Below are 24,813 nucleotides of genomic sequence, written 5' to 3' on the forward strand. Positions count from 1 at the left end.
ACAATTTCAGGAGGCAGGCCCGTGATTCGACACATCGTTTTCTTCAGCGCCAAAAATGAGGCTGACGTAATGCGGATTGCCGAGGGCCTTGGCATGCTGGCTGACATTCCGCATTCGGACTTTTTTGAGGTTGGTCTCAACCGCAAGGTCGATCAGATCGGCACCGAGGTGGATGTCATCGTTTATGCGGAGTTCCGTGACGAAGCTGCACTCGCCGCGTACAAGGCTCATCCGACCTACCAGGCATGTACTGCAAAGGTACGGCCTCTTCGGGAGATGCGCATGGCTGCGGATTTCGTTTCCAGTAAATCCGGCAGACCGGCATAGTCAGCCAGCATTCCTGACCGATTTATACGCGTCGAGCGCACGTTCGCGGGCAGTTTTGTGATCAACCATCGGGCGTGGATAGGTTTGACCTAGTTCTACATCAGCCTTCTCAAGAGCGCTTTGGGGGGCTTTCCAAGGCTGATGCAGGTGTTTGTCCGGAAGGGCGGCCAGTTCGGGCACGTATCGGCGGACGTAATTTCCCTTCGGATCGAATTTCTCGCCCTGAAGCACGGGATTGAAGATGCGGAAGAACGGTGCGGCATCGGCACCGGATCCAGCCACCCATTGCCAGTTGGCCGGGTTGGAGGCGGGGTCGGCATCAACCAGTGTGTCCCAGAACCATTCCTCGCCCTCACGCCAATGGATGCCCAGATGTTTCACGAGGAATGAGGCGACGACCATCCGCGCGCGATTGTGCATCCAGCCGGTCTCCCAGAGCTGACGCATGGCCGCATCGACGACGGGGTAACCCGTCTCGCCGCGCTGCCAGCTTTGCAACGCATCGTGATCCTTGCGCCAGGGGAACGCGTCGAAATCGCGATTGTAGTTTTCCGTTGCAAGGCTCGGGTTGTGGAACAAAAGGTGCCAACAGAACTCGCGCCAGCCGACTTCCTTGCGAAACGTTTGCAGATCCTCTTCGCCGATATCGCTTTCACCGTCCAATGCCTGCAAGATCTGGAATGGGGTGATTTCACCATGCGCGAGGTGCGGTGAGAGGCCCGAGGTGCCAGGCACGGCCATGAGATCGCGGCGGGATTTGTAGTTTTCGCCGGTTCCATCCACGAAGTCTGCCAGTCTTTCGCGCGCGCCCCTCTCGCCTGGTGTCCAGCTTTCCTGCAGGCCTGTCGACCAATCGGGTTTCTGCGGGAGGAGATTCCAGCGTTCCAGGGTGTCACCCTGCAAATGGCCCTCATAGTGCTTGACCTGTACCGGTGGATCGGCAGGCGGGCGCGGGTGGATGGTGTCCCTCATCGCACGCCAGAAAGGCGTGAAAACCCGGTAAGGTCCCCCCGAACCGGTCTTCAAGCGCCATGGCTCGTGAAGCAGGTGGCCGGCGAAGCTGTCCGTTTCAATCCCGCGCTCTCTGAAAACGGACTTCATCCGGGTGTCGGATGCGATGCCTGCGGGATCATAGCGCCGGTTCCAGAAAACGGTTCCTGCACCGGTCTCCTGGGCCAGCGATGTGGCTGTCTCCACCATGGGGCCTCTACGAAGAACCAGATTCAATCCGAGCTTTTCAAGCGCTTCTTTCAGCGCTGTCAGGCTGTGGTGCAGCCACCAGCGCCGTGCGCCGCCCAACGGTCGGGCGCCTTCGCTTTGCTCGTCGAGAATAAACGCTGCGGCAACGGGACGACCCGTCTCAGCGGCGGCACAGAGAGCGAGATTGTCGGCCACGCGCAAATCGTGCCGGAACAGAAGCAGGACCGGGCGCTCATCATCGACGGGCATGTGATCTCCCATGCGCAAGAGGATCAATCATCGTTTGTGGCGTTGAGCTGCTCGGGCCGCAAGCCCTCGCCGCCGCCTTCTTCCGTTTTTAGCAACCCGCGTGAAAGAGCCCATGTTCTGAGTGCCGTGAGAAGAGCTTGCTCACGGGTCATGCCCGCTCCCTCCATGGCACTGAAACGGTCCAGGGCCGCAACGATGTCGTTTGGAAGCGCGCGCGTTAAGTTGGCCAGCGATGCGCGTGGCGCTGTCTTTGTGAACTGTTTCATCATTCCCGCCCGAATTTGGTGTGTTGACCTACAATCGGCACGATCAAAAAATGTTCCACCGCTCTCTGCTGGCTCACGCATCTGTGTTTGCGATGGAGGAAGGTTTGCGCCCAACCGTGGGAACAGCTTGTCGGTCTAGGGCTCGATATGCTTCCAGAACGGGGAGGATTCGTGCAACAGCTTCCAGTCTTCGATGGTTGCAGGCCAATCATACACGCTGCGTGTCTCGCAAGCCCCCCACAGCCGGCCAATGGCGCGTTGCGCCGACGGGTCATTGATAGAGGAGAGGGGGGGCTTGCTGAGAACGAGTTCAGTCACAGCCGCATCGTTCAAACTCCCAAACATCGTTTGCAATGTTTTCAACCGGCTGGATATTCGCTTTACGCTGGGGGGGGTGTAGAGCGGACCGAGAAACTCTATGGCATAGCGGAGCTTTTTCAGCGCCTTGCGTAGCCCGTGTTTCTGGTCTGTGGTGAAGCGCTCGATCCCTTCTGCACGTGCAAGGAGGTGATTCCACCGCTTGCTCAACTTTTCGTCTGCCAGATCCTTAAACTTTCGGTCGGGTTTCGACGGAGCGTGAAGACCTGTCTGGATCAACTCGGAGAGATCAAGCAAAAAGACGTTCACGCGTTCCGCCGAGAGGGTATGCCGAAGATCGGCCCGGACATCACGAGTGTGCCGTTCAAGGGTGCTCAAAACGAGGTTCGCGCCGGGTTCCTGGTGAATGTCTGCATAGAATGGGCGGGCAATATCGTTCAAAACGACGTCAAGATCGCGCAAGCGCCCAATTTCGTGACCTAACCAGCGCGCCTCATTGGCGAACTGGTCGGCGATGGGACGCCCGATCACCCGGTCGAAGAGCGAAAGCGCACTGCGCAGCCTCCGTAGGCCTATGCGCAATTGGTGTGGACCCTCGACATCTTCGGACCGCCGGACAGCCTCGATGTTTGCTGAAATCTGCGCCAGACATTCCTGCAATATGTCTTGCGCGGCTTCGCCAACACCGCTCTTGCGGGTGATCGGGACGCGCAGGGCCTTGCGGGGCGAGGCCGGGGGCTCGATATAGCCGTTTTCGGCCAGGAGCACACTGCGTGCCGCCTTTGAATAGCGGGAGAACCGCAAGGCGCCATCCGGAAGTATCATGCGCGCGCTCCGGTAGAGACCAGCCGGCTGCCCGTCGATCAGTTCGATTTCGAGCTCGTGAAGAGGAGCGCTGCGCCCTGCTGCCTTCACGGCGCCGCTGTCGAGCGCGATTTCGGCCCTTGTGCCGTCCTCGAGATGGAGGTCGACCTGCGTACGGCGTATGCTGGTTTCGGCAACTGTTTGGAGTTGCATGTTCTCAATGAGCTTTATGATATGGTCTCGGACCTTCCGATTGTCGATTGCATCGACCGAAACCACGCCGTCAGGAACCACGCCCTCGATTTCGGTGACCCTGGACAGCCCACCTTTGATGGACCCGTTGAGCTTGACCGTCTGCACCCACTGCGTGCCGGTACACCTCAGGCGCAGCGTAATCCCGTTGTTGCGCAGCACACCATCCGGCGTGTCAAAATAAAAGCTGCGCAGGTGCCGTGTGCCGCGCATTTTTCGTATGGCAGGGGGCAATTGCTCTATGCGCGCGAGCGTGGTGGGCACTTGCTGCTTTTCCAGCAAAAGCTTCAACTCGATTTCGGGCAAGAAGAATCCCCGCACAAATGAGCAGACGAGAGGGCTTGGCTACAGTTCATCCTAGACCGGATCGATGGGTGAAGAAACATTCTCGCATAGCAAGCCGTTCTCAACCGCATGAGATTTGTGGGGAGGGCGGCAAGATCCGCTGGGACAAACCGCTCAGACAAGGTGCGGAATCCAGGGCGAATACAATCGTGCCGAAAGGCGGCTGCGCTATAACGAACTGTCCAAAGAAAAGTGGCTCCCCGGGCCGGATTCGAACCAGCGACCAACCGGTTAACAGCCGGTTGCTCTACCACTGAGCTACCGGGGAATGCCTGTGCTCGTGCGAGTGAGCGTGCCTATAGCAAACCAAATTCAGCTTTGCAAAGCGCCAATTGTGATTTTCGCGGATTTTTTCCGGTCGCCCCTCCCAATCAAGGATTTCGCAACGCATATGGAAGGTCCGATATTGGTATGGACGAGATTGATTGGCCGCCAAAGGGCGATGGAACAACGTATGGATCAGCGAAACAACGATACCGAGGCAGCGCGGAACGGACGCCCTTCGGTTTCTCTCATGGGGAAAAGGATTCCCATTCCCCGTTCGCGGCTCGCCCGAATCGGAGGAGGCTGCATGCTGGTGGTACTGGGCCTGTTCGGCTTTTTGCCTGTGCTTGGCTTTTGGATGATCCCACTTGGATTGCTGATACTCTCCTACGATATCGCATTCGTGCGTCGCCAAAGACGCAAAGTGACCGTTTGGTGGAACAGGCGCAGTCAACGCAGCCAAGGGCAACACAGCGCGCGCGATCCATGATCAGGTTCCTGAAGTGGAACCGCGCTGACTCTGCGTTTATTTTAGCAGCAATCACATTTGCCCGCTTGACGAGGAATTGGACGCAACCTATTGAACAGCCCGTTGCCGCTTGCGGCATGGCCTCGTGGCGGAGTGGTTACGCAGAGGACTGCAAATCCTTGCACCCCGGTTCGATTCCGGGCGAGGCCTCCAAATTCTCTTTCTACCCAGTACAAATGAAACGTTAGGCGTCGGTCGTTCCCGTTCGCGCCAGCTCCATTGAGCTGACTTCGCGGGGCGCGCAAAACGAATCACGCCGTCGGCGTCTATTTGCGGCTCCAGCATTTGATATGCACTTCCGAAAGCCTGCAGCCCTCATATTGCTTCTCGATCACCCAGCGACCACGGCTTACGGTGAAGGAGGACCAGTAGTAGCCTTTGAAGAGAAACCCGAGGTTTAGCAGCTGGGCCATCGGACGCATCTCCTTCGACGCTTCAATCCGAGCATCAAGCTTGTACCGGCAGTAGAACGGACCGTTTTTGGTCGACAGACACTGGTCCAGATCGAGCGCGTGTATCTTCAGCTTCGCATCTTTAAGAATCAGGGCATTGGCAAGCTGCAGGCGAAATTGAAGATTTCGATATTCTGCGGCTTCGATCTGCAGGGCGCTTGGACCGCGCAGCAGATCGATCCTGCCTGCATCTGCGTAGCGCTCTTCCTGTGGGTCAGGAGGGGCTTTCGCGGGCTCCCAGGGGATGACGGCGTAATCTTCGTGGAGCGTGCCTGGCTCAACGGAGACATGAAGTTTGGCCAGACTGCCTGCCGCTCGTCGGCCGGCGATATAGAAAGGGAACTTGGCGGAAACCATATCGCGCGGGCAGTGCTTGCCGCCTGGTCGAGCCCGGGGACGGAAAAAACCATCCTTGGGATGGATGCAGAATGAATAGGGGCCTCGGGTAAGCCGATATTGCCCGCCGGCCCGGAAATCGGGATTGAACGGAACGGCACCCAGCCGTCCCTTCTTGTCTATATAAGCCACCAGGACCGACATCCTTTCCATTTTCGGAGCTTCGCGCTTCCAGCATTTGCGCGATGTCAGTTGCGTCCATCCGCCGACGGCCCGGTAAGGTGAATTCAAGGAGGATTCCGCGTGAGCAACGAAAACCGTCTGCTCGCCCGAATTGCAGACCTCCAGATTCAGGGCGAAAGCAGGAGTGATCAGCATCAGCTGAAACAGGAATGCAAAGGGGAAATATGCTTTCATCATGTCTTGCCCGCCGGTTTCTTGATCGAAAACGGTGCCGGATATTGCCCCGAACGCAACTCATGAATTCGACTTACCGGGATACCCCTGCCGGTCACATACGGGGCGTTCTTTTCTGCACCCGACGCACTCCAGGGTGCGCTGCCGCCCTTGAAACCATGTGCCCCGTGGAAGGTGACGGACTGTCAATAGGAGCGACGTTTCAGGCCGTCGAACCGAGTGATAGGATTTCTCAAACAGAATGCTTGCTGCGAAGGATGCTGCCATGAGCTGGAATCCTGCTCTCACGCCGGGATGTCCTGATGATATCGAGGCCGATTCCATTGAAACGCTGATCATTCCACGGGCGCGCGATATCGGCGGGTTCGAGGTGCGGCGGGCGCTGCCTGCGCCGCGGCGACAGATGGTGGGGCCGTTCATCTTCTTCGACCAGGCGGGACCTGCGGAGTTTCTGACCGGTCAGGGGATTGATGTTCGGCCGCACCCGCATATCGGATTGGCCACGGTGACCTATCTGTTTCGTGGCGATTTCCATCATCGCGACAGCATCGGCTCGGATCAGGTTATTCACCCCGGCGCGCTGAACTGGATGGTTGCCGGGCGAGGCGTTTCCCACTCGGAGCGTACGAGTGCTGCATCAAGGCAGGGGCCGCACAGTCTTTTTGGCATTCAGACCTGGGTGGCATTGCCTGAGGCAATGGAAGACGCGTCCCCCGTTTTTGAACATCACGGCAAAGAGACACTTCCTCAAATCAGCGATGATGGCGTGCGCTTGCGGCTCATTCTGGGACGCGCCTACGGCAAAACGGCGCCGGCGACCGTCTATAGTGATATGTTCTACGCTGATGTGACGCTGGAGGCCGGTGCGCGCTTTCCACTGCCGGACGACCATGAGGATCGCGGCATCTATGTCACCGAAGGTGAAATATCTGTCGCCGGGCAGGTCTTCGAGGCAGGGCGCATGATGGTTTTCCGCCCCGGCGATGCCATTACGGTGGGGGCTGGAGCGAATGGCGCGCGTTTGATGGTTCTCGGCGGCGCCACGATGAGTGGGCCGCGTTATATCTGGTGGAACTTCGTGGCGTCCTCGCAGGAGCGGATAGAAGCGGCCAAGAACGACTGGCGCAATGCAAAATGGGGCGCAGGGCTTTTTGACCTACCCCATGGTGACGACCAGGAATTCGTACCGCTTCCTGGTTGAGCGTTTGAGCAGCGCATGGCCGTGTCTGCTTCCGGTCAGACCCGTTCGCGCCCCTTTGGCGATTGGCATTTCTGTCCGTGTCAGTGGTCCACGACTGGCTGCCCTAGAGCGATTGACAGGGGCGGCGGCAGCCGTTAGCAAACCCTTCAAATCGTTGTTTTCGCCAAAGCGGGAAACCTCTTCATCCGATCGTGCGAAAACGGGCATCGGGAACAGACGCATGACAATCGATTTCTCCCAACAGCGCGCCAATATGGTGGAAGGGCAGCTGCGTACGTCCGATGTGACGAGCAGCGCACTTCTTGAAGCGATGGGTGAGATTCCACGCGAGGCCTTCGTGCCGGGACGTAAGAAGGCGCTCGCCTATATCGACGAGGACATTGAAATCGCTTCGGCTGCCGAAGGAAACGGTGCGCGCTACCTGATGGAGCCCGCAGCTTTCGGCAAGCTGGTTCAGCTCGCCGACGTTCAGTCCAGCGATGTGGTTCTCGATGTGGGGTCGGGTACCGGATATTCCGCAGCCGTGCTGTCGCGTCTCGCCAGTTTTGTTGTTGCGCTGGAGAGTGACGAAGGGCTTTCAGGAATGGCGACAGAGGCGCTCAACGAGCTGGGTTGCGTCAATGTTGCGGTTGTAGGCGGCGCCTTGCAGGGCGGATATGCAGATGATGCACCGTATGATGTGATCTTTGTCGGTGGGGCCGTGGACCGCGTGCCGCAAACCCTTCTGGATCAATTGCGCGACGGTGGACGTCTCGTCGCAGTGATCGGGGAAGGCAATGCGGCACAGGCACATCTGTTCGTGAAGGACGACGGCATCGTTTCAAGCCGGCCAGCCTTCAATCTCTCAGTGAGACCGCTGCCCGGATTTCAAGAAGAGCCGGCATTCATTTTTTGAGGTGAGACTTGTTGCTTTCATGCAACGGAATTGATCAAGGGATTGATGTAACATCTTTTTAAAGAGCGCCTGATTTGGGGGTGGGGGACATGGCGTTGCAATTGTCTCCCGGGCGTGGTCGCCGGTCGAAAGACCGGAACACATAGTCGGGGTGGTGGTGTCCTGAAAGACGCGGCTGCCGATAACAGTCCGAGGTTGACAGATCGTGCCTTTTTACCGTCGTTTCCTTATTCCCCTAGTGGCCTCTTCTGCGTTGATTGCAACGCCAGTCACCGTTTCCGCCGAGACCATCCTGGGTGCTCTGGCGAAGGCTTACGAGAACAACTCTACCCTCAATGCGGAACGTGCAGGCGTTCGAATCACGGATGAAGATGTGGCGATCGCGAAGTCCGGCATGCGGCCACGAGTCCAGGGCACCGCTTCGCTCGCACTGACCCACAATGATGGCACCGACATTCGCACCGGCGAATTTGGTATTTCGCTTACGCAGCCGATCTTCGACGGTTTTCAGACACGAAACAATGTTGAGGCTGCCGAGGCTTCGGTTCGGGCGGCCAATGAGGCGCTGAGGAATCAGGAACTCGACACGCTCTTCAACGCTGCCAGCGCGTATATGGACGTGATTCGTGATCGCCAGATCGCGGCGTTAAGGGCACAGAATCTGGAATTTCTGGAGGAGCAGGTTCGTTCGGCACGCTCGCGTTTCGACGTGGGCGAGGGGACGAGAACCGACGTTGCGCAGGCGCAGGCGCGTCGGCAGGCGGCTCTGGCGCAGCTCAGCGCGGCTCGCGCAGCCGTAACCTCCAGTTCGGCCGTTTATCGTCAGCTTATCGGCGATGCGCCCGACAATCTGAAAGCGGCAGGCCCTCTGACCAATTTGCTTCCCAAAAACCTGGATAGTGCCCTCGCACTCGGTCTTGCGGAGCACCCGGTCATCAAGGCGCGTCAACATCAGATCGACACCGCCTCTTTCCGTGTAAAGTCTTCCGAGGGCGCTTTCCTGCCGCAGCTTTCGGGGTCCGTGGGGCTGTCTCACAGCTATCAGGATTCCTCACCGGGCCTTTCGAGCGACGGATCGAGAGACAGTGCGCGCATCGGGCTTAATCTTACCGTCCCGATCTATCAGGGTGGACAGGCTTCCGCTCAGGTGCGCAAAAACAAGGAAACGCTCGGTCAGGCGCGCATCAATCTCGATGTGAGCCGGGATCAGGTTCGCGCGGCCGTGGTTTCGGCATGGAGCCAGTATCAGGCTGCGCGCGAATCGCTCGCGGCCAACCGTGAATTGGTGCAGGCTGCCCAACTGGCGCTCAATGGTGTGATCGAAGAGCGTAATGTGGGGCAACGCACCACGCTCGATGTCTTGAATGCGCAAGCGGATGTGATTGACGCAAAGATCAATCAAGTGAGTGCGGAGCGTGACATCGTGGTTGCCAGTTACGCAATTCTCTCGGCAACGGGCCGGCTCTCAGCCAGCCGGCTTGGTCTTCAGGTCAGCCAGTATCGTCCCGAAGAGCATTACCAGGCCGTCAAGGACAAGTGGTACGGTCTGCGTACCCCGGATGGTCGCTGAGGGCGACCTGTTCCGCCCCTGACGTGGCGCGCCTCTTTCGAAACGCGCCTCTTTCGAAAATTGAGTTTTGAGGAATGCCGGACTTCGTTGAGTCCGGCATTCTTGTGTGCAACCTGAAACTGCGTGGGCGTGGGGATTCTCATAAGGCTGACCGTGCGTTACGCTTCTTCATATGATTCGACCGCCTGTTCCGGCGCCCGGATGGACTTGATATCGCGGGTCCGCGCAGGCAGGTGAGGCGGACGCAGCTGGAGGCGGCAGGTTTGACGATGTCACAGGGTTTTGGGGCGCAGAAGATGGAAGCTGCAGTCGAGGCGCTGACTTCCAACGGGAGTCAACGTGAGCCCTCCATGGAGGAAATACTCGCCTCGATCCGTCGCATCATTGAGGACAATGACGCCCCCTCAGCAAAATCATCCGAGAAAGCGGGCCCTGAGGCCATTGCTGCGAACGAGGCTGTAGCGCAGCGGAACGAGGCGGCTTCCCCGGATCAGGTCTCGAACCGGCAGCCGAACCAGGAAAGCGAAGAAGCTTCATCCATTCAGCCGGCCAGACCTGACGAAACGCCGAGCGCCGACATGTCGGGTGACGTTGAAACCTTCAAGTCGGAGTTGCGAGAGACGTCAGATCCTGAAGTAGCCTCTGATGCTGAGGTGCCGGGAGCGCATGTCGCTGGTTCATCCTCATCGTTTGCCTCGACAATCGATCGCGGGCTGATGCAACGGATCGCCGAGGTTGATGCAGTACAGAGTGCACCGGGTTCTGTTGAGAGTGCTGGTCGTGTCGAGAATAAGCTCCATGACGATGAGCCCCGCCTACCGGCTGCCGCCGAGCGGACCGAGGAAGCGAAACAGGGCATCCTTTCGGAATATACCGGGCGCAAGGTGGCTGCCGCATTCGGCGAGTTGAATGAAGCCTTTGAAGCCAGCAGGCGGCGCAATTTCGATCAGATGGCCGAAGAAATGCTGAGGCCCATGTTGCAGGACTGGCTCGACAACAATCTGCCAACCATTGTCGAGCGTCTTGTGCGTGAGGAGATCGAACGGATCGCGCGGGGCGGGTAGGCTGCGCCCTCTGCCGGTTGACTTGACCTGACCCTTCGGCTTTACACCGTTCTGTGAAGAGACCAGATTGCTGGTTTGCCGCTTTGTCGCCTTCTTCGGGGTGGCGGAGCGATCAATTGTTGATTCCACGCAGTTCCGGAGGGGCCGTTTGCATGTTCCCGGGATTGCTCTAGCGCGGAAACCCTCATGCTTGAAAAGACTTACGACGCGGCAAGCGTCGAGCCGAAAATCGCCGCTCGCTGGGAAGAGACCGATGCCTTCAAGGCGGGAGCCGGCGCGGAAGCGGGCGCGGACTCCTTTACCATCGTCATTCCACCCCCCAATGTGACCGGCTCACTGCATATGGGGCATGCACTCAACAACACGCTTCAGGACATCATGGTGCGTTTCGAGCGCATGCGCGGCAAGGACGTTCTGTGGCAACCGGGCATGGACCATGCGGGAATTGCCACGCAGATGGTTGTCGAGCGTCAGCTCATGGAGAAACAGCAGCATCGCCGCGACATGGGCCGCGAAAAATTCGTCGACAAGGTCTGGGAATGGAAGGCCGAGTCCGGTGGCGCGATCATGAACCAGCTGAAACGGCTGGGGGCTTCCTGCGACTGGTCGCGTGAACGCTTCACCATGGACGAGGGACTTTCGAAGGCCGTGGTGGAGGTTTTCGTTTCGCTCTACAAGCAGGAACTGATCTATAAGGACAAGCGTCTGGTCAACTGGGATCCGAAGCTTCTGACCGCAATCTCGGATCTCGAGGTCGAGCAGATCGAGACCAATGGCAATCTATGGCATTTCCGCTACCCGCTGGCTGACGGACTGACCTATGAACATCCCTACAAGCTGGATGATGATGGCAACCGGGTGACCTGGCGGCCGTCGGACGGCCAGCCGGATGGCTATGAGACGCGTGACTATGTGGTGGTCGCCACGACCCGTCCGGAAACCATGCTGGGCGATTCCGGCGTTGCGGTGCATCCTGACGATCCGCGCTACAAGGAACTGGTCGGAAAGAATGTGCTCCTGCCGCTGGTTGGCCGGCGCATCCCGATCGTGGCCGACGATTATCCGGATCCGGAGGCAGGTACAGGCGCGGTGAAAATGACACCTGCGCACGATTTCAACGATTTTGAGGTCGGCAAGCGCCATGATCTGGCACAGATCAACATCATGGCGACTGATGCCACGATAGCCCTCAAGGGTAATGAAGCCTTTCTCGAAGGGTTGGAAGGCGCGGATGCGCCGCTTGCTCGCACGATCGCCGAACTCGATGGTGTCGATCGCTTCAAGGCGCGCGAGAAGATTGTCGCCATGATGGATGAGGCGGGGCTTCTGGAGAAGGTGGAGCCCCACAAGCATATGGTGCCGCACGGCGACCGTGGCGGCGTGCCGATTGAACCCTTCCTCACCGACCAGTGGTATGTGGACGCAAAGACCTTGGCGAAAACGGCGATCGCGTCCGTGCGCGAAGGCCGCACGAAATTCGTGCCCAAGACTTGGGAAAAGACCTATTTCGAGTGGATGGAAAACATTCAGCCATGGTGTGTTTCCCGCCAGCTTTGGTGGGGGCATCAGATTCCGGCGTGGTACGGCCCGGATGGGCAGGTCTTCGTCGAGAAGGACGAAGAAACCGCGCTTGAGGCTGCAATCCAGCACTATATTTCGCACGAAGGGCCGTGGAAGGCCTGGGTTGAAGAGAAGCTTGAGAATTTCAAGCCAGGCGAGATCCTGACCCGGGACGAGGATGTGCTCGACACATGGTTTTCCTCAGCTCTGTGGCCATTTTCAACGCTGGGATGGCCGGACAAGACGCCTGAGCTTGCACGTTATTACCCGACCTCGGTTCTGGTGACGGGCTTCGACATTATCTTCTTCTGGGTCGCCCGGATGATGATGATGGGCATGCATTTCATGGAGAAGGAGCCGTTCCACACGGTCTATGTCCACGCGCTGGTCCGGGACAAGAACGGCGCCAAAATGTCGAAGTCGAAAGGCAATGTCATCGATCCCCTCGAGCTGATCGACGAGTATGGTGCCGATGCCCTGCGCTTCACGCTGGCAATCATGGCAGCGCAAGGCCGCGACGTGAAACTGGACCCGGCGCGTGTGGCTGGTTACCGCAATTTCGGCACCAAGCTCTGGAATGCAACGCGTTTTGCCGAAATGAACGGGGTCAAGCGTGACGAGAATTTCCGTCCTGAAAATGCGAATCTCGCCATAAACCGCTGGATTCTGACCGAGCTGACGCGGGCTGCCAGGGGAATTACCGAGAGCATCGAGACATATCGCTTCAACGAGGCGGCGGGGACGGCTTACCGGTTCGTCTGGAGCCTTTTCTGCGACTGGTATCTGGAACTTCTGAAACCTGTCTTTGCGGGGGATGATGAGGCGGCGAAGGCGGAGGCCCGCGCGTGTGCGGCCTATGTGCTTGAGGAAACCTACAAGCTTCTGCATCCAATGATGCCGTTCATGACCGAGGAGCTCTGGGCGCATACAGGAGGAGACGCTGGCCGGGATAGCGTTCTGGCGCTAACCCGCTGGCCGGCCCCAGACTTTGAGGATGAGGAGGCGGCCGCCGATATCAACTGGCTCGTCGAGCTGGTGTCCGGCATACGCTCTGTGCGCGCCGAAATGAACGTGCCGCCGTCTGCCACGGCGCCTCTGGTGGCTGTTGATGCCGATGAGGCAACGCGGGCGCGTGTTGCACGGCACGACCCGGCCATTCGACGCCTTGCGCGGGTCGGAGAGCTTGGTTTTGCGGGCGAAGCACCGAAGGGATCAGCGCAGATCGTGCTCGGCGACACCACGTTCTGCCTGCCGCTTGGTGACCTGATCGACCTGTCGGCGGAAGCTGCGCGGCTGGAAAAGGAAATCGCCAAAACCTCCGCGGAAATGCAGCGGCTGGAAAAGAAGCTGGGCAATGAGAAATTCGTTGCGAATGCGCCGCAGGAGATCGTTGCGGCCGAGCGCGAGAAGCTGGCGGAATTCGCCGATGCGAAGGCACGTCTGGAAGTGGCGCTTGCCCGTGTGAACGAAGCGGGCTGACGGCACGGGTCTGGGACCAAGATCAGAGGGTCACAAGCCGCGCTCAACCTGCAAGGTGGGCGCGGCTTTCTCATTGGGCTGATGATTCGTGATCGGATGGCGACGACGCGTGTCGGAGACGTTCCGCGCGACCGGTTTGTGACGTTTTCACGAAATCTCTGACAGGTGTTGCTATTGTGCAACTTGCTTCAAATTCGCGTTTGCTTTGGAGCGAAATGTGTCGATTTGAGGGGAATTTTAAGGCCATGGCGGCTTTGCTGAGCCTGACAGAGCACGTTGCTCCGCCAATATCCGATAGAGGTATTACGTTCACGTAAGCGTGAGGTGGGGTAAGCTGTACAGTAACAATTGAGCTTCGAGACGCCGCTGCTATTCTTGAAGCAGCAATTGGAGGAGAGGGGATCTCATGCGTTTGGTTCGCATTCTATCGGCTACGACCGTTCTGGCTGCGGCTATTGGTTCAGCCCAAGCGGGTGGTTTTTCGCGTGGCACTGCTGACACCGACATCCTTTACGAGGATGGCAACTTCAACATGCGTGCGGGTGCGATCATCGTCGTTCCGACGCAGAAGTTTTCCAAGTCGGTCAATCCGGCGCTTGTCGGTACGGATTACCTCGACACCTACGTCATTCCATCGGGTGCCGTGAAGATCAAAATGACGGACAATTTGTCCTGCGCGGGCACCTACACGGACGTTTACGGTGCAGCCTCGACCTATGCGTCGCCCTTCGGTCCCGCTTTAAAACTGTCAGAGAAGTTTACCGTTACCGAGTTCGGTGCGACCTGTGCCGTGTTCATGAACATGGGGAAGGGGCGGCTTGCTGTCTTAGGCGGCGCTTTTCTTGAAAAGTTCAATTATGACTTTGTGGGTGGCGGGGGCAAGCTTGACGTTGGCCTCACGAGCAGTGCCGTTGGCTGGCGCGCCGGTGTCGCTTATGAAATTCCGGATATCGCGTTTCGCACCGAGCTTATGTATCGCTCCGGCACGACACATGATGCCAGCGGCAGCGGTAATCTGACGGTGGCTCCTGGCGTTTCCATTCCGGTACCGGCAGCCGGTGATGGCGAACTTCCGCAGAGCGTGGAATTGAAAGTACAATCCGGTATCGCACCCGGTTGGCTTGCCTTTGGTTCCGTTCGCTGGACTGACTGGTCTGTTAATGAAACGCTGAACCTTAATGTGACCGGCGTCGGCACCAGCCAGAACCAGTATTACTGGCGGGATGGATGGACCATCACCGGTGGTGTGGGCCATGCGTTTACAGACAATGTGTCGGGTCTTGTCAGCCTTCAGTGGGACCGTGGAGTGTCTACTGGTTATGACTTCCGCACCGACAAGTGGCTTTTGGCGGCCGGCGTCAGCATGAAGGATTCTCTGGGTGGGGAGCTCCGCCTGGGTGGTGCTGTGTCTTATCTGGCGAGCGCAGAGGCCACGAAGGGGATCGAAGCCGGCAATGCGGTGGATTCAGGTTGGGCTGGCATTCTATCGGCCAACTACAAGGTCAAATGGTAGGCTCATTCAAAAGCCCAGAGGGGTTAATCCTATCTCTCCAAAGACCCGGCTTCGGCCGGGTCTTTTTTATTCCTGGCAGGAAGGCCAACCATTCTTGCGGGCGACCATGCTGTCGGCGGTGGGAGGACGAGACTTGTATTGCGACGGGTTTTGCCGCACATAAGAGCAGTCACCCGATCCGGGCCCCTCTGGCAGGCAAGGCGTTGCCTGTGATGTCGGATCGAACGACAACGCGCAAACGCGGCGCAAACCTCGTATCTCTCCATGACAATGCATGACTGGCTTTGGCCCGGTTTTCTGGCCTTCGTGGCCGTAGTCCTCTTTTTCGATCTTTTTGTCCTGCACCGACGCGATCACGTCATCACGACGCGCGAAGCGATGAAGACAGTGGCAGGCTATGTGGCTCTGGCCATGGTCTTTGCGATGGGCGTGTTCTACTTCGGCGGCAAGGATCGGGGGGCGGAGTTCCTGACCGGATATCTGATCGAACAAGCGCTTTCTCTCGACAATATCTTCGTCATCGCGCTCATATTCACCTATTTCAAGGTGCCTTCCGAAGCGCAGTATCGCGTGCTCTTCTACGGCATTCTCGGCGCGATCGTGATGCGTCTTTCGCTGATCGTTCCGGGCGTAAAGCTGGTTGATCAGTTTATGGTCATCGGTATGGCGCTGGGGGCGCTTCTCGTCTTCTCCGGCTTCAAGATGATGACCTCCGACGAAGAGATGATCGACCCGGGGGAAAGCCGGATCGTGAAACTTCTGATGAAAACCGGGCGTGTCACACAGGAATATGAAGGCTCGCGCTTTTTGACAAAGCGCAACGGCGTTCTTTTCATGACTCCGCTTTTCGTCGTCCTGGTGACAGTGGAATTCACGGATCTGATCTTTGCGGTCGATTCCATTCCGGCCGTTCTCGCCGTCTCCAATGATCCCTTCATCGTCTTTTCATCCAACGTGTTCGCGGTGATGGGATTGCGCGCGATGTTCTTTGTTCTCTCCGGCATGATGCGGACCTTCAAGCACCTCAAAACCGGACTTTCTCTGGTTTTGATGTTCATTGGCCTCAAAATGCTGGTTGCGCACTGGATCAAGATTCCCTCACCGCTGGCTCTCTCTGTCACAGTGCTTCTGATCGGAGGCTCGATCGTCGCCTCGATCATCGCGCGGAAGCGGGAAGAACAGGGAATACAGCCGTAAGATCGCGAGGTCGGGCAGGGCGCTTTGTGCGCCCTGTTTCCATTGCTGACAGCCCCTGACTGTTGTGCACAGGGCAATGTGTTCATTTGGCAACAGTTTCTCAATAAGCATTCGGTTAAGAATGGGGTGGGACGAAACGCCAATTTCCCGCCATAAACCCGGCGCATCGAAAATGCTCGATGGCGCACGGGACACAACCGACTGTTCAGGAGAAGTGCCGCGCGCTGCGGCTGGGGTAATTATGGACGCAAAAGCAATTTCGAAAGACAAACTTCCAAGCCGATACGTCACTGTGGGCCCGGCAAGGGCACCGCATCGCTCGTATCTCTACGCCATGGGGCTTTCGGAAGAAGAGATCGCTCAGCCGCTCGTGGGTGTTGCAACCTGCTGGAACGAGGCTGCGCCCTGCAACATTTCGCTTATGCGTCAGGCGCAGGTGGTCAAGAAGGGCGTTGCGGCCGCTCATGGCACGCCGCGCGAATTCACCACGATCACGGTGACGGACGGCATCGCCATGGGACACCAGGGCATGAAGTCTTCGCTCGTGTCGCGCGAGGTCATTGCCGATTCCGTCGAACTCACCATGCGCGGCCATTGTTACGATGCGCTGGTCGGCCTGGCAGGCTGCGACAAGTCGCTTCCGGGCATGATGATGGCGATGGTGCGCCTTAACGTGCCATCTGTGTTTATCTATGGCGGTTCCATCCTGCCCGGCAACTATCGTGGCCGACAGATCACTGTTCAGGACGTATTCGAGGCCGTCGGCCAGCATTCGGTGGGCTCGATCTCCGACGAGGATCTGACCGAGATCGAGCAGGCAGCTTGCCCTTCGGCTGGCTCCTGCGGCGCGCAGTTCACCGCCAACACGATGGCAACTGTAGCCGAGGCAATTGGCCTGGCGCTGCCCTATTCCTGCGGCGCGCCTGCTCCTTACGAGATGCGTGACCGGTTCAACTACGCGTCGGGTGAAAAGGTGATGGAGCTCGTCGCCAAGCAGATCCGCCCGCGCGACATCGTGACCCGCAAGGCTCTGGAAAACGCTGCAGCTGTCGTTGCGGCTTCGGGCGGCTCGACCAATGCGGCGCTGCACCTGCCAGCCATTGCCCATGAGGCGGGTATCGAATTCACCCTGTTCGACGTGGCGGAGATTTTCAAGAAGACCCCATATATCGCCGATCTGAAGCCGGGCGGCAAATATGTCGCCAAGGATATGTTTGAGGCTGGCGGTATCCCGCTTCTCATGAAGTCGCTCCTGGAGCACGGATATCTGCATGGCGATTGCATGACGGTGACTGGCCGCACAATTGCCGAAAACATGGAGCATGTTCCATGGAATGCAGATCAGGATGTGGTTCGTCCGGCGAACAATCCGATCACGAAGACCGGCGGTGTGGTTGGCCTGAAGGGCAATCTCGCGCCTGAAGGGGCGATCGTGAAGGTTGCCGGCATGAAGAACCTGACGTTCTCGGGCCCGGCGCGCTGCTTCGATTCCGAGGAAGAGTGTTTCGCCGCTGTTCAGGAGCGGAAATACAAGGAAGGCGAGGTGCTGGTCATTCGCTACGAAGGTCCGAGAGGTGGACCGGGGATGCGCGAGATGCTTGCGACCACGGCAGCGCTCTACGGCCAGGGAATGGGCGATAAGGTTGCGCTCATCACCGATGGCCGGTTTTCGGGGGCGACCCGCGGGTTCTGCATTGGCCATGTGGGGCCGGAAGCGGCAGCATGTGGGCCGATCGGCCTGTTGAAGGACGGCGATGTGATCACCATCGACGCCGAAGCTGGAACGATTGATGTGGCGCTCAGCGATGAAGAACTCGCGGAGCGTGCGAAAAAATGGAAGCCGCGCGAGACGGACTATCAGTCCGGCGCGATCTGGAAATATGCCCAGACGGTTGGACCGGCCCGCGATGGTGCCGTCACCCATCCGGGGGCAAAGAAAGAAACGCACTGTTATGCGGATATTTGAAGCAGGGAAAACAGCTGTTCTTGCCGGTCTGGTAGCGTCCTTCGTGACGCTGCCGGGCACCGCCTACGCGCTGGACGAGAACACTGTGATTCAGGAGCAGGAAAAGCGCAGCCCCTGGGCCGTTTTCCGCTTCGCTTTCTCTGCTTACAAGCGGGGCGACAAGGAAGAGGCGCTGGAAGCTTACCGCTACGCTGCCGAGAACGGGCAGGTGGGCGCGCGCTGGAAGCTGGCTCGCATGTATGCCGAAGGTGATGGTGTCGCCCGCAATGATCGTGAGGCGTTCAAGTTCTTTTCGGCCGTGGCACAACAGGATGTGCGGCCGGGCAGCCCGGACGAGACCTATGTCTCTGACGCGCTTGTGGCACTTGGCAAATATCTCAAGACCGGCATTCCCGACAGCCCGATCCGCGCAAATCCTTTGGCTGCGCAGGAGCATTTTATGCGGGCGGCTGCGACCTACCGGAATCCGGAAGCTCAGTATCAGGTCGGCCGGATGTTTCTGGACGGCGAGGGCGTGGCTCAGAGCGTGCAGCAGGCTGCGCGCTGGTTTCAGCTCGCTGCCGAGAAGGGGCATTCGGGAGCGCAGGCCATGCTCGGGCATATCCTTTTTGAAAGCGGTCGCGTGGTGAAAGGCCTGGCGATGATGACAGCGGCGTTAGACCGTGCTGCGCCAAACGACGTCGGCTGGATCCGCGCCATGCAGGAGCAGGCCTTCGCTCTCGCCGGAGAATCGGATCGGCGCACGGCAATTGCTCTGGCGCACGACCTGCGCGACAACGGTTTCGATTGATCGGTAAAAGAGGCGGGCCTTTAGTGCCCGCCAAACAGGTTGCGATATTGCGCCACCGCCATTGGACTGGCTTTTTCCAGACGCTTTGATGTCTGGAAGCAGGTTTCGTCGAGAATTTTCCAGGATGAATTGTTGAGAACCATCTCGCACCGCGCCAGACGTGGCCCGTCCGGCAGCGCCAGGCAGGTTGTTTGACCCTGACGGAAAGCGGAGCCATTGGCACGGCAAAGGCAATCGGCCGCAGAGGTGCCTGCGATCGGTAGAGAGAGCGTGACCGCCAGAGCGGCGATCCCGACGTACCGTAACATGGGCATAATGTGATCACGTTAGCACAGGGGACGACACCTGGCCATTGACCCGCGTTAAACGCGGCCGGGGTGTTCAGACGGGGCGCAACTTCAGATCAAGAACGACAGGGACGTGATCGGATGGCTTCTCCCAGCCACGTGTGTGCTTTTCGACCGTCACAGCGCCTATATGATCAGCGGCTTCCGGAGAAAGCATCAGGTGATCGATGCGGATCCCGTTGTTCTTCTGCCAGGCACCCGCCTGGTAATCCCAGAACGTATAGACGCCATCGTCCTGATTGACCGCACGCAATGCGTCGGTGAACCCCAGAGCACCCAACCGCCGGAAGGCTTTCCGGCTTTCCGGGCGAAAGAGGGCATCGCCCACCCATGCCTCGGGATTCTTTGCATCTTCCGGTTCTGGTATGACGTTGTAGTCGCCTGCCAGAACCAGGGGTTCTTCCAGCTTGAGACGCTCGGCGCTCCACTTTTCAAGACGCTCCATCCAGCTCAGTTTGTAAGGAAACTTTTCGCTGTCGACGGGGTTGCCGTTCGGCAGGTAGAGCGAAACGACCCGGAGAACACCTTTATCGGTGGAAAACACGCCCTCGATGAAACGCGCCTGCTCATCGCCATCGTCACCCGGCAAACCGCGATTAACCTCGTCAAACCGGAGTTTTGAAAGGAGCGCGACGCCGTTGAAGCCTTTCTGACCATGGGTTTCCACATGGTAGCCGAGCGCTTCGATCGGTTCGCGGGGAAAGAGTTCGTCGACGGATTTGATTTCCTGAAGACAGGCGATGTCCGGCCTGGACTCTTCAAGCCAGTGCAGGAGGTTGTCGATGCGCGCCTTGACGCCGTTGATGTTCCAGGTAGCGATCTTCATGGGGCCCTTCCACAACTCAACTCTTTCTTAGGTTGGTCGGGAATGTGCCGCAACCGCCTTGTGCAGAATACTGACAGGCTGTGCCGAGTGACACCCGATAGAGGCTTCAGCTTTTCCGGAAGCGAAACGGCAGACCTGACAAGAGGGCGAGCACATAGCGCTTGCGCTGATAAAACCCGTTGAGTGAAACGCGCGGCAAAGCCGTTGCAGCCTTGCTGCATGTCTCTGACAGGAGGCCGGGCCTGGTGGTGACTGCAGCGATGAACCCTGCTTCCCTTGCCGCCGCGATTTCACGTGCACCGACAGCGGAAGCAAACCCGTATGGATACGCGAAGGTGGTGGGTTTGGTGCCCACATAGCCGCAAACCTTCGACGCAGACTGGGTCAACTCCGTATGAAGGCGCTTGTCATCCACCTTGGTCAGATTTGTGTGCGTAAGCGTGTGTGCGCCAAAGCGAGCAAGCGGGTCTGCGGCGAGCGCGGCAAGTTCGCGGGCGTCCATCGTCAAGCGTTCAGTGATTTCGAGCGGGTCAATGCCATGAGCTTTTACCAGAGTGTCGAGCCGGGTGATGGTGGCGTCTTCGTCTTCTGCATCATTTATGGCGTTTGCCAGACGGTCAAACAGAGCGACCCGCTCGGCCCGGTGCCTGATATCCACGCGTGAATCAATTCCGAACACTGAAAGATCGACGTCGTCCGTGTTCATGACAAGTGCCTCGGCGGTCTTCCACCAGATGGATCTGGTACGCTCGACGAAGCCTGGTGTGATGAAGATCGTATAGGGTACAGCGTGGCGCCGGAACACGGGCGCGGCGAAACGTGCATTGTCCCGATAGCCGTCATCCAATGTGAAACACACATATCTGCGTGTGTCCCGGCGATCCGCAAGACGCTCAGGCAAATCCTCGAGTGCTAACGGTGTAAGGCCTTGCTCGCGGCAGAGCTGGATGGCCTGTTCAAGGAAAGTGGGCGTTATGCTCAACCAGGCATTGGGTACCCAGTTTGCGGGACTTTCAGGATCCACATGGTGTAGGGCGAAAATGACACCGCGTTGTGGTTTGGCCAGCGGCAAGCCCAGTTTCAATGCCAGGGCTGTTCCCTCCAAGCCGGCGCGGATCAGCTCATAGCGGGCAGATCTTTTGAGAGCTTGAAGAGAAGGCATCAGGGGCTTGGCATCTTTCGATCGAGGTGGGTGACTGAGGACAATCGATTTCCGGCGTGTGCCTTGAACCGAAGCTGCCACGATCCAAACAGAAAATGTTGAAGAATTTCCTTCGGTAGATCTCAGGACTTGTGATGCAATTCGCGCTTGAAATCTGGCTGTCTTTCAAAAAAATATAGATAGATGCGTGCCCGTTTGTGCCCGATGCTTCACCAAAAAGATTTCAGAGTTTCTGAAGCAACCGGGGAACCACATGACACAAACGACCATAAGCGATGGCGATCAACTGTCGCGCGCAGACCTGAGTAATCCCGATTATACGCCTCCGCTTCTGCAGGCGGTACCGCTTGGAATTCAACACGTGCTGGCGATGTTCGTTTCCAACGTGACCCCAGCGATCATCGTGGCAGGTGCCGCTGGTTTCGGTTTCGGGTCAAATTCACCGGATTTCCCAAATCTCATCTACATGATTCAGATGTCGATGCTCTTTGCCGGAATTGCGACGCTGTTCCAGACCATTGGCATGGGGCCGGTTGGCGGGCGACTTCCGATCGTTCAGGGCACAAGCTTTGCCTTCTTGCCGGTGATGATCCCGATCGTGGCGGGGCAAGGCGTCGCCGCTATGGGGGCATTGATGGGTGGGGTCGTGGTTGGCGGTATCTTCCACTTCTTTCTCGGCAGTTTCGTGGGCCGCCTGCGTTTCGCGCTGCCACCGATGGTAACGGGTCTGATTGTTCTGATGATCGGACTGTCGCTCATCAAAGTGGGAATTCAGTATTCCGCTGGCGGTGTGCCGCTGATCGGAAAGCCCGCTTATGGCAGCTTGCAAAATTGGAGCGTTGCGCTGGTGGTGGTTGTGGTCACATTGCTGCTGAAGTTTTTTACACGTGGCATGTGGTCGATTGCGGCCGTTCTCCTCGGCCTGGTGGCAGGCTACGTTGTGGCCCTGGCCCTGGGTATGGTGAGCTTTTCCAATGTCGGAAACGCATCATGGGTGGCGGTCCCCGTTCCATTCAAATGGGGTTTCGAGCTTGCGCTCCCCGCGATTATCGGAATGTGTTTCATGGCGGTCATTTCAGCAATAGAGACAGTCGGTGATGTGTCCGGAATCACCAAGGGGGGAGCCGGCCGCGAGGCGACGGAGAAAGAAATCTCAGGCGCCACATACGCGGATGGGCTCGGAACGGCCATCGCTGGTGTTTTTGGCGGTCTGCCCAACACATCGTTCAGTCAGAATGTCGGCCTGATCTCAATGACAGGCGTCATGAGCCGACACGTGGTGACCTATGGTGCAATTTTCCTGATCCTTTGCGGGCTCATTCCGAAAGTCGGCGCGCTGATCTCGACAGTGCCGATCATGGTGCTTGGCGGAGGTGTGATTGTTATGTTCGGCATGGTCGCCGCGGCAGGTATCAATATGTTGTCGGACGTGCACTGGAATCGGCGAAACATGGTGATTTTTGCCGTGTCGCTCTCTGTGGGCCTGGGCTTGCAGCTCGAGCCAGGAGCGCTGCAGCATTTGCCGAAGACCGCGCAAATTCTCATGACCTCGGGTCTTCTGCCAGCTGCGTTCCTGGCAATCGTCCTGAACCTTATCCTGCCACAGGAAGCGGGGGCGGAACGGAACAATTGAGCCGCCTCTGGCCCAAAATATGAAAAGCGCCGTGAAACGATACGCGGCGTTTTCTCAAAAAGACTTCTCAAAAAGACGGTCGTTGCGAAGAAGAGTCAGATCGAAAAGCTGGTTCCGCAACCACAGGAGGCGACGGCGTTCGGATTCTTGATCTGAAATGACTGGCCGATCAAATCGTCGACAAAGTCGATTATCGATCCGCCCATATAAACGAGCGACAGGTCATCGATGAGGACGGTTGCCCCATCCCGCTCGATGGCGTGATCGTCTTCGTTGCGCTGATCTGTGAGGTCGAAAGCATAAGAAAAGCCAGAACAGCCGCCACCTTCCACCGAGACGCGCAGGGCGATCTTGCCCGGCTCATCCTTCAGAATGGTCGCGATGCGCTTTGCGGCAGCTTCCGTTAGTTCAACGCTCTTCAATTCGGTTCCAGCGTCCATGCCCATGATGGTTGTCCTGACGGTCACCTTGCGTTCGTGTTCATGGAATAGGTATGAAGCCGCAGGCAGCAAGTCAACCTGAGCGAGGCGGTCGGGTTTCAAAGGGGACAGTGGCAGGCCGATCAGGGCTGCCTGAGAAGGTGTTACCAAGCATGGAAAAGGATCAGGGCTTACAGAACATCGGCTTTGGCTATCGCCCCCGCGCTGCCTATGCGACAGATCCGGCGGCGTCGCGCGGCCGGCTCGTGCTGGAGCCCGAGAGCCCGACACGCACGCCTTTTCAGCGCGACCGGGATCGGATCATCCATTCTACGGCGTTTCGCCGCCTTAAGCACAAGACGCAGGTGTTCATCGCCCATGAGGGCGATCATTATCGCACGCGGCTGACCCATTCGATTGAAGTGGCGCAGATTGCCCGTGCTCTCGCGCGGGCGCTTTGCTGCGACGAGGATCTGGCGGAGGCGATCGCGCTGGTGCATGACTTCGGTCACACGCCATTTGGACATACCGGAGAAGACGCACTCGACGAACGCATGGCACAATGGGGCGGCTTCGATCATAACGCCCAGTCGCTGCGGATCGTGACCGAGCTTGAAAGCCGCTACGCGGAGTTTGATGGTCTCAATCTGTCGTGGGAAACACTGGAGGGGCTGGTCAAGCACAATGGACCGCTCACGAACGCCGCGGGAGAAGGGCTGGATGGCCCTGTTCCGCAATCCATTCTCGACTATGTCGCCCGCCACGACCTAGAACTGGCCCGTTTCGCCGGGATCGAAGCGCAGTGTGCGGCGATTGCGGATGATATTGCCTATAATGCGCACGACATCGATGACGGTCTGCGTTCCGGCCTCCTGACGCTTGAAATGCTTGAAGAGGTCGGTCTGCCGGGAAAGATTCTCGCGGAGGTCGGGCGCCGCTATCCCGCCCTTGATCCGGTGCGCCGCGGGCACGAGCTCATGCGGCGGCAGATAACGGCGATGGTAGAGGACGTGATCGTGGCTTCTCGACAGCGTCTTGAAGTTCTCAAACCCGCCAGTGCGGATGCTGTGCACGATGCAGGTTTCACGATCGTCGCATTCTCGGACCACATGGCGGCGGAAGAAAAGGAGCTGAAACGTTTTCTCTACGCCAATCTGTACCGTCATGAGGCGGTTGTGGCGGTCCGGGCGCGTGCCGACCGGATCGTGAAGGATCTCTTTGACGCGTATTTCGACAATCCGCGTGAGATGCCCGAGGGGTGGCGTGATGGCCTCGAAATGGCAGGAGATGCGGAAAAGGCCAGGCTGGTGGCCGATTTTCTCTCCGGCATGACCGACACCTATGCGGTGAAGGAACACCAGCGCCTGTTTGACCAGACTCCTGATTTGAGCTAGTGCCAACCGCAATTCCGCCCCGTGCGGACGACAAAGAT

At 58.2% G+C, this 24,813-nt stretch carries 21 protein-coding genes and 2 tRNA genes; 14 read left to right on the forward strand and 9 right to left on the reverse strand.

Features of this window, described 5'->3' with window-relative positions; all coding sequences use genetic code 11:
• The first annotated feature begins 21 nt into the window (after positions 1-21).
• The gene (locus H7H48_RS10610) at positions 22-327 is read left to right on the forward strand and encodes a Dabb family protein (RefSeq protein WP_229449020.1); all 306 of its coding nucleotides are present in this window, start codon (positions 22-24) and stop codon (positions 325-327) included.
• On the opposite strand, the gene H7H48_RS10615 is transcribed toward H7H48_RS10610, so the two are convergent.
• The 4 genes from H7H48_RS10615 to H7H48_RS10630 form a co-directional block, all read right to left on the reverse strand.
• The gene (locus H7H48_RS10615; RefSeq protein WP_229449021.1) at positions 328-1,776 is read right to left on the reverse strand and encodes a deoxyribodipyrimidine photo-lyase; all 1,449 of its coding nucleotides are present in this window, start codon (positions 1,774-1,776) and stop codon (positions 328-330) included.
• Positions 1,777-1,799: 23 nt separating this feature from the next.
• Positions 1,800-2,042: a hypothetical protein gene (locus H7H48_RS10620; RefSeq protein WP_229449022.1), complete on the reverse strand. Its 243-nt coding sequence runs from the start codon at positions 2,040-2,042 to the stop codon at positions 1,800-1,802.
• Between the two features lie 135 nt (positions 2,043-2,177).
• Entirely contained in the window at positions 2,178-3,722 is a 1,545-nt protein-coding gene (locus H7H48_RS10625) for a CHAD domain-containing protein (protein ID WP_229449023.1), read from the reverse strand.
• 232 nt (positions 3,723-3,954) lie between these two features.
• Positions 3,955-4,029, reverse strand: a tRNA-Asn gene (locus H7H48_RS10630).
• A 186-nt stretch (positions 4,030-4,215) separates the two neighbouring features.
• On the opposite strand from H7H48_RS10630, the gene H7H48_RS10635 reads away from it, so the two are divergent.
• Together H7H48_RS10635 and H7H48_RS10640 are read left to right on the forward strand one after the other, a co-directional pair.
• Entirely contained in the window at positions 4,216-4,515 is a 300-nt protein-coding gene (locus H7H48_RS10635) for a hypothetical protein (protein WP_229449243.1), read from the forward strand.
• A gap of 118 nt (positions 4,516-4,633) precedes the next feature.
• A tRNA-Cys gene (locus tag H7H48_RS10640) sits at positions 4,634-4,707 on the forward strand.
• Positions 4,708-4,820: 113 nt separating this feature from the next.
• Here the strand turns inward: H7H48_RS10640 and H7H48_RS10645 are convergent.
• The gene (locus H7H48_RS10645) at positions 4,821-5,762 is read right to left on the reverse strand and encodes a hypothetical protein (protein ID WP_229449024.1); all 942 of its coding nucleotides are present in this window, start codon (positions 5,760-5,762) and stop codon (positions 4,821-4,823) included.
• Between the two features lie 262 nt (positions 5,763-6,024).
• Here H7H48_RS10645 and H7H48_RS10650 point away from each other — a divergent pair, with 262 nt between their 5' ends.
• The 9 genes from H7H48_RS10650 (at position 6,025) to H7H48_RS10690 (ending at position 18,994) form a co-directional block, all read left to right on the forward strand.
• Entirely contained in the window at positions 6,025-6,960 is a 936-nt protein-coding gene (locus tag H7H48_RS10650) for a pirin family protein (RefSeq protein ID WP_229449025.1), read from the forward strand.
• A gap of 220 nt (positions 6,961-7,180) precedes the next feature.
• The gene (locus H7H48_RS10655; protein WP_229449026.1) at positions 7,181-7,855 is read left to right on the forward strand and encodes a protein-L-isoaspartate O-methyltransferase; all 675 of its coding nucleotides are present in this window, start codon (positions 7,181-7,183) and stop codon (positions 7,853-7,855) included.
• 205 nt (positions 7,856-8,060) lie between these two features.
• Positions 8,061-9,425 carry a TolC family outer membrane protein gene (locus H7H48_RS10660; protein ID WP_229449027.1) on the forward strand — a complete coding sequence of 455 codons (1,365 nt, stop codon included), beginning with the start codon at positions 8,061-8,063 and terminating at the stop codon, positions 9,423-9,425.
• A 269-nt stretch (positions 9,426-9,694) separates the two neighbouring features.
• Positions 9,695-10,489 carry a PopZ family protein gene (locus H7H48_RS10665; RefSeq protein ID WP_229449244.1) on the forward strand — a complete coding sequence of 265 codons (795 nt, stop codon included), beginning with the start codon at positions 9,695-9,697 and terminating at the stop codon, positions 10,487-10,489.
• A 186-nt stretch (positions 10,490-10,675) separates the two neighbouring features.
• Positions 10,676-13,528, forward strand: a complete 2,853-nt coding sequence (locus H7H48_RS10670; RefSeq protein ID WP_229449028.1) for a valine--tRNA ligase — start codon at positions 10,676-10,678, stop codon at positions 13,526-13,528.
• A gap of 406 nt (positions 13,529-13,934) precedes the next feature.
• Positions 13,935-15,041 (forward strand): outer membrane protein transport protein, encoded by a 1,107-nt coding sequence (locus H7H48_RS10675; protein ID WP_229449029.1) that lies wholly within the window; start codon positions 13,935-13,937, stop codon positions 15,039-15,041.
• 264 nt (positions 15,042-15,305) lie between these two features.
• Positions 15,306-16,238 carry a TerC family protein gene (locus H7H48_RS10680; RefSeq protein ID WP_229449030.1) on the forward strand — a complete coding sequence of 311 codons (933 nt, stop codon included), beginning with the start codon at positions 15,306-15,308 and terminating at the stop codon, positions 16,236-16,238.
• 241 nt (positions 16,239-16,479) lie between these two features.
• Positions 16,480-18,204 carry a dihydroxy-acid dehydratase gene (ilvD, locus tag H7H48_RS10685; RefSeq protein ID WP_229449031.1) on the forward strand — a complete coding sequence of 575 codons (1,725 nt, stop codon included), beginning with the start codon at positions 16,480-16,482 and terminating at the stop codon, positions 18,202-18,204.
• The gene (locus H7H48_RS10690; protein WP_229449032.1) at positions 18,191-18,994 is read left to right on the forward strand and encodes a tetratricopeptide repeat protein; all 804 of its coding nucleotides are present in this window, start codon (positions 18,191-18,193) and stop codon (positions 18,992-18,994) included. Before ilvD ends, H7H48_RS10690 begins: the two co-directional genes overlap by 14 nt.
• 20 nt (positions 18,995-19,014) lie before the next feature.
• Here H7H48_RS10690 and H7H48_RS10695 read toward each other — a convergent pair whose 3' ends face one another.
• The 3 genes from H7H48_RS10695 to H7H48_RS10705 form a co-directional block, all read right to left on the reverse strand.
• Positions 19,015-19,302, reverse strand: coding sequence for a hypothetical protein (locus tag H7H48_RS10695; RefSeq protein WP_229449033.1), 288 nt, complete (start codon positions 19,300-19,302; stop codon positions 19,015-19,017).
• Positions 19,303-19,375: 73 nt separating this feature from the next.
• Positions 19,376-20,167, reverse strand: coding sequence for an exodeoxyribonuclease III (xth, locus tag H7H48_RS10700; RefSeq protein ID WP_229449034.1), 792 nt, complete (start codon positions 20,165-20,167; stop codon positions 19,376-19,378).
• Positions 20,168-20,273: 106 nt separating this feature from the next.
• A complete protein-coding gene (locus tag H7H48_RS10705) occupies positions 20,274-21,329 on the reverse strand; it encodes a polysaccharide deacetylase family protein (RefSeq protein ID WP_229449035.1) in 1,056 nt (351 codons plus the stop codon).
• 253 nt (positions 21,330-21,582) lie between these two features.
• On the opposite strand from H7H48_RS10705, the gene H7H48_RS10710 reads away from it, so the two are divergent.
• Positions 21,583-22,962 (forward strand): uracil-xanthine permease family protein, encoded by a 1,380-nt coding sequence (locus tag H7H48_RS10710; protein ID WP_229449036.1) that lies wholly within the window; start codon positions 21,583-21,585, stop codon positions 22,960-22,962.
• Positions 22,963-23,057: 95 nt separating this feature from the next.
• Here H7H48_RS10710 and erpA read toward each other — a convergent pair whose 3' ends face one another.
• The gene (gene erpA / locus H7H48_RS10715; RefSeq protein WP_229449245.1) at positions 23,058-23,408 is read right to left on the reverse strand and encodes an iron-sulfur cluster insertion protein ErpA; all 351 of its coding nucleotides are present in this window, start codon (positions 23,406-23,408) and stop codon (positions 23,058-23,060) included.
• Between the two features lie 146 nt (positions 23,409-23,554).
• Between erpA and H7H48_RS10720 the strand changes: the two genes are divergently transcribed.
• Positions 23,555-24,775 (forward strand): deoxyguanosinetriphosphate triphosphohydrolase, encoded by a 1,221-nt coding sequence (locus H7H48_RS10720; protein ID WP_229449037.1) that lies wholly within the window; start codon positions 23,555-23,557, stop codon positions 24,773-24,775.
• Positions 24,776-24,813 lie beyond the last annotated feature (38 nt).

It is taken from the genome of Nitratireductor sp. B36 (assembly GCF_020833685.1).
GTDB lineage: Bacteria > Pseudomonadota > Alphaproteobacteria > Rhizobiales > Rhizobiaceae > Nitratireductor.